This window comes from Rhizobium sp. PvP014, assembly GCF_017876855.1.
Lineage (GTDB): Bacteria > Pseudomonadota > Alphaproteobacteria > Rhizobiales > Rhizobiaceae > Neorhizobium > Neorhizobium soli.
The window spans coordinates 971690-986488 of record NZ_JAGIOT010000001.1; the positions used below are offsets into that span (position 1 = coordinate 971690).

Genomic DNA, 14799 nt, shown 5'->3' on the forward strand with positions numbered 1-14799 from the left:
TTGTTGCTGTCAGCGGGTTCTAATGCGCGGGTCGATGACCGGCGCGATAAGGTCTGCAACGAGGTTGCCGAGAATGATGGCGAGCGCGGAAGTGAGCGTCACGCCCATGATGATCGGGATATCCACCTGCTGGATCGCCTGCCACGCCAGCTGGCCGATGCCCGGCCAGCCATAGACGGCCTCGACAACGACGACACCGCCCATGAACTGACCGATGTCGATGCCGATCATGGCGATGACCGGCAGCACGGCGTTCGGCAGCGCATGGCGCAAGGTGATGCGGCGCGACGACAACCCTTTGGCGCGCGCCGTTCGCACGTAATCCTGGTTCAGCACGTCGATCATGGCGGAGCGGACCATGCGGGCATACCAGCCGGCACCGAGCACGCCGAGCGTGGCGGCCGGCAGAACCACATGGGAGAACGTGCCGTAGCCGCTCATCGGAAACCAGCCGAGCGTCGCGGCAAACACATAAAGCAGCAGCAGCGCCACCACGAATTGCGGCGCCGACACGCCGACAAAGGATGCCATCATCACCACCCGGTCGACGAACCCGCCGCGGCGGACGGCAGCGATCGTTCCAAGCGTCAGCCCGAGCACCACTTCGACGACGATGCCGGAAAACATCAGCGTCAGGGTGGCCGGCAGCCGCGCCACGATCAGCGTCGCAACTTCCGTCTTCTGCGCATAGGAACGACCGAGATTGCCCTGCAGCAAGTTGGAGAGATAGGACCAGAACTGCACCGGCAACGACTGGTCGAGGCCGAGTTCCCGGCGAATGTTGGCGACCGTCTGCGCCGTTGCGCTGCGGCCGGCAATCATCCGGGCCGGATCTGCCGGCAGGGCGTAGAGCAGCACGAAGGTGATCGCCGCGACCCCGAGCAGGATCAGCGCCATCTGCACGAGGCGCCGGAGAAAGAGCATCGCCATCAGCCTCGCCCCCGCTGCGTCGGATCGAGAATGTCGCGAAGGGCGTCACCGACGAGGTTGAAGGAGAGTGCCGTCAAAAGGATGATCGCGCCGGGGAAAAACACCAGCCACGGTGCCGCCTGGAAATAGCTCTGGCTCTCGAAGATGATATTGCCCCAGGACGGCTGCGGCGGCTGTACGCCGATTCCGAGGAAGGACAGCGTCGCTTCAAGAAGCACGGTCGTTGCGATGCCGAGCGTCCCCCAGACGATCGCCGTCGGCATCAGATGCGGCAGGATATGCAGGAACAGGATCCGCCCGTGACCGGCACCGAGCGAGCGTTCGGCCATGATAAAGTCACGCTCCACCAGCCCGCGGGTTTCGGTATAGACGATGCGGGCCACCTGCACCCAGTTGACCAGCGCGATCACCATCGCGACGATCCAGAGGCTCGGGCGAAGCAGGGCGGCCAGCACGATCGCCAGCAGCAGCGCCGGAAACGCCATCATCAGATCGGTAAAGCGCATCAAGAGCTTGCCGAAGAAGCCGCGCACATAGCCTGCGACGATGCCGACGAACAGCCCGATGGTAACAGCTACGCCATTGGCGACGAGCCCGATGATCAGCGATGTGCGGGCGCCGTAGAGAAGACGCGAGAACAGGTCCCGGCCAAGCGTGTCGGTGCCGAGCAGGAACGGTCCGCCCGGCGGCAGCGGCGCACCTTCGAGCGAAAGCCCGTCGAACATCTGGTTGTCAGGATCGAACGGCGCGATCATCGGCGCGGCGAGCGCTGCAATGACGACCGTCAAGACGATGAGAATGCCGAACAACGCGACCGGCTGCCTCAGAAGCTCTTTCATCACCCGCATCAGATTGCCTCCGGGAGCGGTTCGGCGCCTGCGACGATAAAGGCAGCGATCTGCTCCATCGGCAACCGGCGGCGCATCGCGCATTCGCGCAGCGTCCGATAGGCCTGATCCTCGCCGATTGCATGCGAGACCATCAGACGCTCGACCGCCGCATAGACCAGCGGCCTCAGGCGCGAGCGCTCCTCCAGATGCCGAATGCGATCCTGTGCTTCCTCGCGCTCCTGTTGGATGGACAGCGCCATGACAAGCGCGGGATAGACGGCGGAACTGGCGACGGGCTTGGCGATGATGGCGCCCGCCCCTTGCGACAGCGCCCAGGCAATGCGACCGGGAGCTTCCGATCCGAGCAGTGCCACGACAGGGCGAAGCGGCGCCTGCCTGTCGAACGGCAGGAGATCGTCCCAGCCTTGGTCCGCATCGACCATGACGATGTCGGGCAGATCGCCTGAAGACAGCGGCGCCCACTGGACATTTGCCTCGACACCGAGCAGCCGAAGCTGGCGCACGAGCTTTTCGGTATTGCCGTCCTCGCGGTGGAGAATCGTCACCTTTGAGCCGGCGAAAGTCGGGGTCTGCCTCATGACACCACCCGCAGTCTCGGCTGCAGACGGTTGCCGCCGGTGAGATAAGGATCTGCCGCAAGCGGCGGCCGCGAAGCGATCACGTCGAAACTGTTGGAACTGTTGATGCGGCCGAGATGGAAGGGCAGCGCCGCATGGTTGGTTTCCGCATCGATGGCAAGCGGCCCAAACAGGCTCGGCCAGGGCTGCCGGCTGAGCTGCTGTCGCACGGCCCGCGGGTCGTCGGTTTTAGCGGCAGCAATCGCCGCAAGCGCCAGTTTGACCGCCGTATAGGCGCTCGCAAAGACGCTCGACACCCGGCGCTCGCCGAACCTCGCATGAACATTCTGCTTGAAGCGACGGTTTTCGGACGTCGCCAGCGTATCGAAATAGGAGGCGGCGCACAGCTGCCCGGTGGCAGCACCCGGCGCGATATCGGCAAGTTCGCATTCCATCAGGTCACAGCTGACGACCGGGCAGACCTCGGGTCGAAACGCAGGATCCCTGTCAGCCAGCGCCCGCATGGCGGCCAGAAACGCATAGCTGGACGGCCCGATGAGATTGTTCAGAATGAAGCTCGGACGCCGCTGCTCGATCTCCGCGATGATCCGTTCGACGGCGGTTTCATCAAGCGGCAGGTAACGCTCACCGAGAACCTCGCCGCCGGCATTGCCCACCAGTTCTCGCGCAAGCCGGTTCATTTCCCAGCCCCAGACATAGTTGGCGCCGACCAGATAGGGCCGCTTGCCATAGCGGGGGATCAGATACTCGAACAGCGGCAGGAGGTGCTGGTTCGGACAGCCGCCGAGATAGATGACGCTCTCATTGGCCTCGAACCCCTCGTAGGGGCACATGTACCAGAGAAGACCGTCATGCTTTTCGATCAGCGGCAGGACTTCCTTGCGGGCAGCCGAGGTGATGGTGCCGACGATGTGGCGGCATCCCTGTCGTAGCAGATTGCGGGCACCATCCAGATAGGCGGCAAGATCCGCGTGTGGATCGAAGAACACAGCATCGACGCCGCCATCAGACGCGTCGCCGAATTCGGCAATCGCGAGATCGGCACCGTCGCGCGCGTCCCGACCCATCGACCCATAGGGGCCGGTTGTCGAAAAGAGAATGCCAATCTTGATCGGGTCGTTCATGCGGGTGCACCAAAACCAAAAAACCCCACAACGCAGATCCCGCACGGGGCGGGGCGATGTGAGGCGAAACTGCCTGGAGACAATCAAAGTCATGTGATGCGGCGGCGCATGCCTATTCCGCGAGCTTGAGTAAAATACAGGCAGCACTGCGTTGTCAAGTGCGACGGGTCTTCGACTTGACTGTGTTGGCGAGGAGCAAATAATCGAATTGGCCAAATTGATCGAGGATGTTCGGTTTCCTTGAACCGATAGGAACCATCGACTCGGTACTTACGCGGTTTGCCGAGTGGGTGTGCCGGCAGCTCCGCTCTTTACTGGGCACCGCGAAACCTGGATTTAAGGATGTCGCGCTATCGGTGTTCGGACGCTTTGGGTGTGAGGAAAGCAAGAAGTCTGTTGGTAGAACCGACAACTCCGGGGTAAGTGAGGATGCAGTTTCCAATAGGCAGGCTCTTTTCGGGAGGCTTGCTACCTGAACCGGCCTGCAATAATCCCTGTACTCCCGCTCCGGCTTCGAGGCATTAATGACGCTACCAAGCAATGAATCAATCGAAGAGCTCGTCGCTTTGTCGATGTTGCAACAAGCACGTACATTTGCCGAGGCATACGGAGGGCAGTCGCGCCTATGGCAGCGGCCCTATGCAGAGGCGCGGCCTCGTGTCGCTTCATCGATCGCATCGGTATGGATGACGGCCTATCCCCCTTCGGTAATCCCGTTGCCCGGCGAATCCGTTCTCAAGACCCTTGGCGACGCACATCTGTGGTCAGCCCTTTCGGCGATCGGCGTACGCGGTATTCACACGGGACCGATGAAACGTGCCGGCAGTATGAAAGACGGCGTCTACAGCCCGACGATCGACGGCAATTTCGACAGAATAAGCTTCGACATCGATCCGACTTTCGGCACGAACGAGGAATTCGTTGCCATCAGCCGCATGGCGGCGGCACACAACGCCATTGTCATTGACGATGTCATTCCTTCACACACGGGCAAGGGTCCGGATTTTCGGCTCGCCGAAATGAATCATTCGACCTACCCTGGTCTCTATCACATGGTCGAAATTCCAGAGGAAGAATGGCAGCGTCTTCCGGACGTGCCTGAGGGCCGGGAGGCGGTCAACCTGCCTGCCGATACCGTTGACTACCTGAGGGATCGTGGCTTGATTGTCGGCCAGCTCCAGCGGGTCATTTTCTTCGAGCCCGGCGTCAAAGAGACGGACTGGAGTGCGACCGGCCCTATTACCGGCGTCGACGGCAAGGAGCGCCGCTGGGTTTACCTGCACTACTTCAAGGAGGGGCAGCCGAGCCTGAACTGGCTGGATCCATCATTTGCCGCGCAACAGATGATCATCGGCGATGCGTTGCATTCGATCGACCAGATGGGCGCCCGTGGCCTGCGGTTGGACGCGAATGGATTTCTCGGCGTCGAGCGCCGAGTGGAGGGGCCGGCATGGTCGGAAAGCCATCCGCTTTCCGTGACGGGCAACGCACTGCTCGCTGGCATGATCCGCAAGGCCGGCGGGTTTTCGTTTCAGGAGCTTAACCTGACGATCGATGATATTGCCGCGATGTCGAAGGGTGGAGCGGATCTGTCCTACGATTTTATCACGCGCCCGGCCTATCATCACGCGCTGTTGACAGGCAATACCGAGTTCTTGCGCATGATGCTGCGGATGGTCCATGAATTTGGCATCGATCCTGCGTCGCTTATTCATGCGCTTCAGAATCACGATGAACTGACGACGGAACTCGTGCATTTCTGGACATTGCATGCAGACGATATTTACACCTTTGCCGGCCAGACTTGGCAGGGGCGTACGCTGCGCATGCATATTCGCGACGTAATACGCGAGCGCCTTTCGGGACCTAACGCCCCCTATAACCTTCCCTTTGTCACGAACGGAATCGCCTGCACGACAGCGAGCGTCATTGCCGCAGCCCTCGACATTGCCGACCTGGAAAGCATCGATGACGAGACGACGAAGCTGATTCAGAAAATTCACCTTCTGCTGGTGATGTACAACGCTTTTCAGCCGGGCGTATTCGCGCTTTCCGGATGGGATCTGGTCGGCGCTTTGCCATTAACGCCGGCTCAGGTGCAGCACCTGATGGCCGACGGCGACACCCGCTGGATCGAACGCGGCGCCTATGATCTGACGGGTCAGAACTCTGGCGAGGAGTTTTCCGCCGACGGCATGCCGCGTGCCCGCGCCCTATACGGCCCGATTAGCGAGCAGCTCGCGCAGCCGGACTCGTTTGCCTCGCAGCTCAAACGCCTGCTGGCCGTTCGGGAAGCTCATGGGATCGCGGCCAGTCGACAAGTCTCGATACCTGATACCACCGCCCCAGGTTTGCTCATCATGGTCCACGAACTTCCGGATCTACGAGGCACGCAGGTGACCGCCCTGAATTTCAGCTCCTCGGCGATCTCCGAAGTCGTGATCTTGCAGAACGTCAGGCCAGGACCTGTCGTCGACATGATTGCGGAGTCGATCGAAGGCGACCTTACAGAAGATGGCGCCTTGACTATCAATCTCGAGCCCTACGAGGGTCTATCCCTCAGAGTTGTTGGAACGCTCCCTACGCTCTAAATGTCACGCGCCTATCTCTGCAAATAGCCGCGCTTGTGCGTTCGCTGGTGGGTCGACAACCCGCTTGCGAACGCGATACTTGCCGGGATTTTGCACGGCTTGGCCGGCGGTGATCCAACGATTCGGGATCTCTGACGCCTTCACCTCCTGTCGAGTGGCAACCGATCGCAGGACCAAGCGGGCGACATTAAGCTGCCTCCATGCATCACATCACATGGACAGCTCGAAAGCGCTCGGGATGCTGCTCCTGGCGGCATGGACCGGCACGTCGACGCGTTGTCCTGTGATCCGGTCGTAGAGGTGCAGTGCCTCTGGCGGCAGGGTCAGCCAGACGGACCGGCCTTCCAGTTGCTGGTCTCCAGGTGGCAGGGTCGCCGCGATCTCCCGGTCGCCAAGGGTGCAATAGGCGACACGCGAGCCACCCAGTTCCTCGACAAAGTCTGTCCTGAGCCCCTGACCTTCCTCCAGATTTTGGTAGAGTCCGTCACATCAAGGAGACGGACGAATGAAGCGTTCACGGTTCACGGAAGAACAGATCATCGGGATATTGAAGGAGCAGGAGGCGGGCGCGAAGACGGCGGACGTCTGCCGCAAGCACGGCATCTCGGACGCAACCTTCTACAAATACAAGGCGAAGTATGGCGGCATGGACGTGTCCGATGCGCGCAAGCTGAAGGCGCTTGAGGACGAGAATGCCAAGCTGAAGAAACTGCTCGCCGAAGCCATGCTGGACAATGCGATCCTGAAGGATGTCGCTGCAAAAAAATGGTGACGCCCGATGTGAAGCGGGATGCGGTGGCTCATGTCTGTGCGCAGCATGGGGTGAGCCAGCGTCGGGCGTGCGAGGTTCTGTCGGTGGATCGGTCGAGCATGCGATATCGCAGCGTGCGGCCTGACGATGCGGCCATTCGTGAGGCGATGAAGAAGGTGGCATCTGAACGACGCCGCTTCGGTTATCGCCGTATCCACGTCATGCTCGACCGGCAGGGGATCGTCATGAACCTGAAGAAGCTTCGGCGTCTTTATCGGGAGGAGAAGCTGACGGTGCGCAAGCGCGGCGGCCGGAAGCGAGCCTTGGGGACAAGGCGTCCTCTGGCTCTGCCCTCGCGTCCCAATGAGCGCTGGAGCCTGGACTTCGTCAGCGATGCCTTCACCGACGGTCGCCGCTTTCGGGTCCTGGCCGTCGTTGACGACTTCACCCGCGAATGCCTATGCCTGGTCGCCGATACATCCCTGTCAGGCGCAAGGCTTGCCCGTGAACTGGATAGTCTCATCGCCAGACGCGGAAAACCGAGGACGATTGTCTCGGACAACGGGACGGAGATGACCAGCATGGCCATCCTCAAATGGTGCCAGGAGAGCAAGGTCGAATGGCATTACATCGCCCCCGGCAAGCCGATGCAAAACGGCTTCGTCGAAAGCTTCAACGGCAGCTTCCGCGACGAGTGCCTGAACGAGACGCTGTTCTCGTCGCTCGCTCAGGCCCGCGCCGCAATCACTGCATGGAAGGAGGATTACAACAGAAACAGACCGCACTCGTCGCTGGGCAATATCACCCCCAGCGAATTCGCAATGAAAATGGCCATGGAAAAACAGGCCGCATGAGGCCAGATTAAAAATCCAAGACTCTCCCGAAAACTGGAGGGAGATTGGGTCTCAGGTCAGCATCTTTGAAGGCAAAGTCGAGAACGACAATTTTTTCACCTTCAGATCCAGATGATCACCTAAAGCCGCGAACCGTGTTTCCCAGCTAAGCGTAACGATCGCGATGTCAGCTTCGAGCGGTTCAGTGGCGCCGCCGTTACTATTTCTCTCGGTGACAGCTACGTTACCGAAGACGCGGTATTCCACCGTTGGAGCCGTCATTCGAAATCGCAGTCGAATAAGGAATGCCGAAACTCGAATTCCGACGCCGGCCGCGTGACAAGCTCCCTGAACACCGCATCGGCCCACTCCTCCGGGAGACGATGTCGCGTGAAAAGCAGGTCGACCATCTGTGCGGCCGGATTAGTACTAATCTCATATGGTCCACGATAGGAAAACCCGAAGTAGGTAAAGCAGGAAATTCTGGACGACCTTTCGACGCCTTCGCCGGTCAGTGAGCAGGCAACGTCGTCCGTTGCAACATCTGAAGGTGGCATAAGCGAAAGTAGCGGCCGTGACTTTTCCACCGGAGGAGTCCGTTAACTATACAGTAAGCCAGACTTCCGGCTTTCTCATTCGGTTGGGGCAAGATGCGCCGCTCGGCGAGAACCTGCGAGCGGACGGCGGTCAGCGCTTCGACAACTGCATTGCGAAGCCGGAATTGGACGGCCGACCAATTCGACGGACTGCATGATCGAGGCATCAACGAGTGGCTCGTGAAAATCTCGTCGAATCGGATATCGTCCATCGAAGTTGACCCGGCAGGATGTGAAGACGATCGACATTCTATCCCCACGCTGCAACGGCGGCAACAAAACGCCCTAAATTCCAGCCACTTGGTCAATCCCCACATAGAAGTGGAATTAAGCCAAGAGTTTTGCTGCAACGTAAACTTTCCGACCGTGACGGGACGTGTTTAGGATCGTGCCTTCCTCCGCGAGAAGATCGGTCAGTCGGGTCCACATGCTGAAAAATATTGCTTCAGCGTCGAAAAGATCGCAAGTGATCGGCGATCAGCCTGCTCATATTAGCGGCCGGTGCGCCTGCGAAAAAATGAGCGTTTTTTCCCAGGTAAGTTCTCCTGCTTTCTTGCAGTGCATTCCATCGCGTTCCTCGTATGCGGAAATCTTCGATACAGCTGCACAACTCTTCCGGCGATCTGGCTATGGTTGCGACCCCCATGTGATCCAAGCTAATAGGCGGCGCGGCGCTGTTGAAATTGCAGGCAATGACATCGCGCCCTGCGAGGGCCGCCTCGAGACCAACGTTTGAAAAGCGCGTGATTAAGATATCTGCTACAGTGAGCGTCTCGGGTAGGTCGAGAGAGTTCAAGACCGACACTGACGAATTAGCCTTGCTCAGCTCGGAGCAGAACTCCGGAAAATTCTTGTCGGCCGTAGGATGCAGTCGAATCCCGAGATGGACCTCTGATAGGGTGGCCGCCAGATCGGCTATGGTCGAGATGATGGCTTGATCCTCCTCAAGGAAGGGCGACCCGGCAAACACCAGCAAGAACTTGTCTTCCATTCGTGCAGAGCGTCGAACTTGCCCTCGATCCAGCTGGCGTGCCGCATCCTGCACCACGCCGACTTTGGAACAACCGGAGAGCATTATCTTTTCGATAGGCAGACCGAAATAGCTAGTGAAGAGTTCCTGTGATTGCGTTTCGATCGTGAACTGTATGTCCGCCATGGTGGGCTTGTAGCGCGAGCGGGGACCAACAAAAACGGTCTGTACATCGAAACTCGGGACACCCTTCTCTCGGCCGACCAAGCAGGCAACTTGAGAAATAAAATCCCGGCCGGGGAGAAGTACAACGAAGGCGGGCGCAATGGTGCTCACGCTTGTCGCGGCTTCGGCCCCGGCTTGCATGTAGTTGTAGATGTTAGAACGAAAGAAGTCGTCGAGCCTCTTCCCAGCCGCGACAAGCAACGCCATTCCGGCAAGATCCAGAAGATTGTTGCGGACCGCGAACTCGACGAGATAGGGCAGCATTGCAGGCCACCGTTGCGGCCGGAGCTTGTCCATGGGATTAAATTGGCTGTCAGCAGGTTGCTTGATGATGTCGTCATGCCAGTCGGCGACCGTGAAGTCTACGATGCTGGATATCTGGTCCGAGAGCGGTTGCCGTACCGTTGGAAGGAAGAACACACGATTACTCTTGCGGAGCTCCCGGCCAAGCTCTTTGATGTCGGTACTGTAGTTTCGGTCGAGCAAGCGACCTGTAATCATCGCAGATCCGGCAGCGACGGCCGGCAATGCTATTTCCAGTCCCTTGTCCAAAGCCTTGAAGACGGCGAGGCGCGCGGATGCATGATCCATAGGCTCTGGGTCGTGAAAGAATATATCGGCGATCTGACGGATCAATTCCCTGTCGTTCGCTGATGGCTTGAAGCCTCCATTGAGCGAAGCTATTCTCACGGCCTTGGGATGAGCGCCCGCTTTAAGAGCCGTGAAGAACGCGGCCTGTAGATTGTTTCTCGCAGTCACGATCGTGAGCCCATCTTCAGGGCTATTGCGAATGTGGCAGACTACGCCCCAGAATTCGGAGGCAGCTTTGAAGACAAGGTCGTCGACAGGCAGTTCCAGAGCCTTTACCCACGTCCGCGCTTCGCTTGAACCGAGGAGGTCCTTGATGCCTGCGATGAGGGCGCTGGCAACATTAGCCGTTTGCTTGCTAAATGCCTCCTCATCCGCACTGTATTGGGCTATCCTCAGCGCCTTTGCGTCAACGACGCAACCGATGCGGCCTGACGCCGAGCAGTGATCGAACGCCTCAGAGTTGTCGCCGGTGATCAGCGTTGGGCCAATCGTTATGATTTCCAGATCGTCCTTGGCACTGCCTTGGCTGAGGATCGACAGAGGTACTTTTCCCTCGGCAACTAGCCGCCTCGTGGCCGGAATGGGTGCCCACCCCCGCGGCCTATACGTCACAAGCGACAGCAACGGCAGGCCATGTACGGTTACATCGGAATATGCTCCAAGATCGACGTCGTAGTCCTGGACAGTAAGCGCCTTAACAAACACGTCCAGAGCCATCAGTTCAATGTATTGACGCGATCTATTCTTTCTTGCAAGGTTAAGCGCAGCCACGAAATCAGCATGGAGAGCCAGACCTGCTAATATTGGTAACGCTCTGGAAAGCATCCGTAAATCGCCGGTCAACAACGCATCGTAGGTTAGGCCCAAGACGATCAAGGCCGCATGCTCGGGCGCACGCGTTGCCCGCGCCTTTGCCTCTAAGATGCTCAGTTGGCCAATTTTATGCCCCTCGAAATACCTGCCCCAGGGGGACAGCGCCGCCGTTGGCTCCTGCAACATATGGTCCAGCAGCCTCTGCAAGAACCATATCGAACCGGACGTTTCCCCCCGTCCGAAGTCCCCTAGTCGCATCCTCCGGATTCTGAAACGCTTTCGTCCGGCGAGCGCCCTGGCATAAAGCCCTTTCCAATTGGTCAGTCGCGATTTGCATGAGTTGTCGCCCTTGGTCCAAGGTTGGGTGCCGGTATCGAGGTAAGCTGCCGACCGAAGGCGCAGGAAAGGGAATGGACTGGTCCGGCTTTCGTCGGTTTTGCCTGGGGCGGTCCCTTTTGCTAGGAAGTACTCGGTAGCACGGACTGCAGAGATTTGCGTTCTGATCAGCGCTTCGACCGCGTCGCGTTTTCGCTCCGATCTCTTGTTCTTGTGCTCTTGATGGTCCAGCCAGAAAGCGATGGACCTATCCGTCGGGCTTCGCCAACTGCCGAAAACATCCCGGAAGCTGGGTCGAAACATTCTGAACTCAAGGTCTGCGGACTGATCTCGAGCCAAGGCGGGATGGGTAGTATTAGGGAAAGCCTGCCCTACGTGGGGAAAGAATTGATGCGTGAACTCTTCATCCCTGTCGGCCACACCCGCAGGAACGTCGCCCACAGGATGATCAACCGTTCTTGAGGCGCTGCGGACCAACGAAATGCGCGTCTTAATCATAGCGTCGACGGCAGGGTAGGCACGGTCGGCATGTCTGCGATGGTAGCCGCAATGCTCGAGCCAGAAAGCAATAGACTGGTCAGCGGGGTCCCGTCGGGGCGCGAAGAAATCGGCAAAGGCCGGCCGGAACCGGTTGGGATTGGAAGCCGCACTTTCCTTTCTGCATCGGGTAAATTGGATTACGCCCCTAATCGCCGATAGCAGACGCCAGGGACGCGCATCTTCGGGGATTTTAGGATCGTTAAGGATCTCGTCTTCATTGTCGGAGATTTGCTTCTTTGTCTCCGTGGAACCGAGAGCCGCAGGCATGCAGACCGCGATCAGCGCTTCGACCGCGTCGCGTTTTCGCTCCGATCTCTTGTTCTTGTGATCTTGATGGTCCAGCCAGAAAGCGATGGACCTATCCGTCGGGCTTCGCCAACTGCCGAAAACATCCCAGAAGCTGGGTCGAAACATTCTGAACTCAAGGTCTGCGGACTGATCTCGAGCCAAGGCGGGATGGGTAGTATCAGGGAAAGCCTGCCCTACGTGGGGAAAGAATTGATGCGTGAACTCTTCATCCCTGTCGGCCACACCCGCAGGAACGTCGCCCACAGGATGATCAACCGTTCTTGAGGCGCTGCGGACCAACGAAATGCGCGTCTTAATCATAGCGTCGACGGCAGGGTAGGCACGGTCGGCATGTCTGCGATGGTAGCCGCAATGCTCGAGCCAGAAAGCAATAGACTGGTCAGCGGGGTCCCGTCGGGGCGCGAAGAAATCGGCAAAGGCCGGCCGGAACCGGTTGGGATTGGAAGCCGCACTTTCCTTTCTGCATCGGGTAAATTGGATTACGCCCCTAATCGCCGATAGCAGACGCCAGGGACGCGCATCTTCGGGGATTTTAGGATCGTTAAGGATCTCGTCTTCATTGTCGGAGATTTGCTTCTTTGTCTCCGTGGAACCGAGAGCCGCAGGCATGCAGACCGCGATCAGCGCTTCGACCGCGTCGCGTTTTCGCTCCGATCTCTTGTTCTTGTGATCTTGATGGTCCAGCCAGAAAGCGATGGACCTATCCGTCGGGCTTCGCCAACTGCCGAAAACATCCCAGAAGCTGGGTCGAAACATTCTGAACTCAAGGTCTGCGGACTGATCTCGAGCCAAGGCGGGATGGGTAGTATCAGGGAAAGCCTGCCCTACGTGGGGAAAGAATTGATGCGTGAACTCTTCATCCCTGTCGGCCACACCCGCAGGAACGTCGCCCACAGGATGATCAACCGTTCTTGAGGCGCTGCGGACCAACGAAATGCGCGTCTTAATCATAGCGTCGACGGCAGGGTAGGCACGGTCGGCATGTCTGCGATGGTAGCCGCAATGCTCGAGCCAGAAAGCAATAGACTGGTCAGCGGGGTCCCGTCGGGGCGCGAAGAAATCGGCAAAGGCCGGCCGGAACCGGTTGGGATTGGAAGCCGCACTTTCCTTTCTGCATCGGGTAAATTGGATTACGCCCCTAATCGCCGATAGCAGACGCCAGGGACGCGCATCTTCGGGGATTTTAGGATCGTTAAGGATCTCGTCTTCATTGTCGGAGATTTGCTTCTTTGTCTCCGTGGAACCGAGAGCCGCAGGCATGCAGACCGCGATCAGCGCTTCGACCGCGTCGCGTTTTCGCTCCGATCTCTTGTTCTTGTGATCTTGATGGTCCAGCCAGAAAGCGATGGACCTATCCGTCGGGCTTCGCCAACTGCCGAAAACATCCCAGAAGCTGGGTCGAAACCTATGAGGCTCTGCGGCCCCGTGCAGTGTCAAAGAAAACGGAGCGTCGTCAGCCGCATCTAAGGCGCCGTGCACTGCGGGCTGCGCTTCCAGCAATTCACTTTCATCGGCGTTACCCGATACCGGCCAGTGCCGGAATATCTGACCGGCGGATTCCTGATCCGCCTCCACCAGAATTAGAATATTCTGACGCTGCCACAAGTGGATATCAATGACGTCGGCTAACTCTTCGCGCCGGTTGCCCGGAACTTTGACGTGGTCAAAAATAACCTTTAGCGTTAGATTTTCGGGATTGCTCTTCTCTGCAAAGAAATCCGACCTCCTTGCTTCGCGGATGGAAATTTCCTTAACCACTGGGCAAACTAATTCCTTTTGAAGGCTTTGCCGCCATTGGAAGTTCCCACCCGTCTAGTGGGTCAACAACATTGCCGCTATCGTCTACGTAACGCGATAAAACGAACATAAGTAACGCTGCAAATTCGGTCATCGTCAGGCTTCGTCGGCGATAGACGCTGGAATTTTCTCCCTCCAGCCCGAACCCGGCCCAAACTGGCCTACCTGTCACTTTTACTGTGCGACCCGCCAACAAGGCGATCATTCCAAGCGGAGAGCTATGGGTCACGACAGTTGTGCAGTTTTGAATTAGCTCGATAAAGGCCCCCTGCACTTCCGGCTTCCACCATTCATCGTCGGAGGAGCTGAAAAGAGAATGCGGAACATCGGCAACTGTCGCCTTTGCGACTTCGAGCAACTCCGAGTTGATTTGCTGCCGGACCTCCTCCGCATCATTGTTATGGGTGATAACTAGGCATTTTTCAGAGGCCGGAGGCTCTATCTTCAATGCTTTGACGATCAGGCTTGCTTCATCCAAGAAAGCCTGGCGTCCCTCGAAATTGAAGTTCTCCAAAATGATGGAAAACTCTGTAGGCCGTCTGGGTGCAAGCCACTTGCCGGCACTGTCCAGGGCAAATCCGTAGGCATACTCACCGTTTTTCGCCAGGACCGGAACAGGCGCTGCAGTGCCCTCGAAAACAACGGTATTTGTGCCATCGACCGAGGCAGCAAGCTTGCGCCTGTTTGTCCTGTGGAACACAATTGCGGCTGTGTCGCCATACGTGAACGCTAGACGAAGTTCAGAGAGCAGCACATCTTCACGTGCGAAAAGTTTCTCAAATTCCGGATATGCCGCGTCGAAATGAGCCCAGTAGTCTTCATCCAACCCGATGACAATGGCCCGGTAAGGCGCGTTCGGCCTCGGCTTAACTGTGAAGAGGCGCGATTTCTTAACACCGGAAACATAGGCGAGAGAAAGCCACAGTAAGCGCGGACGAAGGAAGAGGTGCATAAATTTTTTCAT

Annotated in this window: 9 protein-coding genes; 2 read left to right on the plus strand and 7 right to left on the minus strand. The window is 58.3% G+C overall.

The genetic code is table 11. The features are described 5' to 3' along the window. Positions 1-9: 9 nt before the first annotated feature. Genes J3A65_RS04380 through J3A65_RS04395 form a run of 4 tightly spaced genes read right to left on the minus strand, consistent with a single transcriptional unit; the run spans position 10 to position 3483 of the window. A complete protein-coding gene (locus J3A65_RS04380) occupies positions 10-930 on the minus strand; it encodes an ABC transporter permease (protein ID WP_209899750.1) in 921 nt (306 codons plus the stop codon). Then, the gene (locus J3A65_RS04385; protein ID WP_209899754.1) at positions 930-1778 is read right to left on the minus strand and encodes an ABC transporter permease; all 849 of its coding nucleotides are present in this window, start codon (positions 1776-1778) and stop codon (positions 930-932) included. Before J3A65_RS04385 ends, J3A65_RS04380 begins: the two co-directional genes overlap by 1 nt. After that, entirely contained in the window at positions 1778-2359 is a 582-nt protein-coding gene (locus J3A65_RS04390) for an ANTAR domain-containing protein (RefSeq protein ID WP_062577661.1), read from the minus strand. The genes J3A65_RS04385 and J3A65_RS04390 overlap by 1 nt, the downstream gene beginning before the upstream one ends. Continuing rightward, positions 2356-3483, minus strand: coding sequence for a transporter substrate-binding protein (locus tag J3A65_RS04395; protein ID WP_209899757.1), 1128 nt, complete (start codon positions 3481-3483; stop codon positions 2356-2358). Before J3A65_RS04395 ends, J3A65_RS04390 begins: the two co-directional genes overlap by 4 nt. A 524-nt stretch (positions 3484-4007) precedes the next feature. On the opposite strand from J3A65_RS04395, the gene treS reads away from it, so the two are divergent. Beyond that, complete coding sequence (treS, locus tag J3A65_RS04400; protein ID WP_209899760.1) at positions 4008-6074, plus strand: maltose alpha-D-glucosyltransferase; 2067 nt, start codon at positions 4008-4010, stop codon at positions 6072-6074. A gap of 505 nt (positions 6075-6579) precedes the next feature. Beyond that, positions 6580-7679, plus strand: a protein-coding gene (locus J3A65_RS04405; RefSeq protein WP_209899056.1) for an IS3 family transposase whose coding sequence is annotated in 2 segments (ribosomal slippage) — positions 6580-6832 and positions 6832-7679 — 1101 coding nt in all. Because the reading frame shifts where the segments join, the coding sequence is not laid out codon by codon here. Between the two features lie 51 nt (positions 7680-7730). Here the strand turns inward: J3A65_RS04405 and J3A65_RS04410 are convergent. The 3 genes from J3A65_RS04410 to J3A65_RS04420 form a co-directional block, all read right to left on the minus strand. Beyond that, entirely contained in the window at positions 7731-7940 is a 210-nt protein-coding gene (locus J3A65_RS04410) for a hypothetical protein (protein ID WP_209899764.1), read from the minus strand. Between the two features lie 759 nt (positions 7941-8699). Continuing rightward, complete coding sequence (locus J3A65_RS04415; protein WP_209899766.1) at positions 8700-13796, minus strand: hypothetical protein; 5097 nt, start codon at positions 13794-13796, stop codon at positions 8700-8702. Beyond that, the gene (locus J3A65_RS04420; RefSeq protein ID WP_209899768.1) at positions 13789-14799 is read right to left on the minus strand and encodes a hypothetical protein; all 1011 of its coding nucleotides are present in this window, start codon (positions 14797-14799) and stop codon (positions 13789-13791) included. The genes J3A65_RS04415 and J3A65_RS04420 overlap by 8 nt, the downstream gene beginning before the upstream one ends.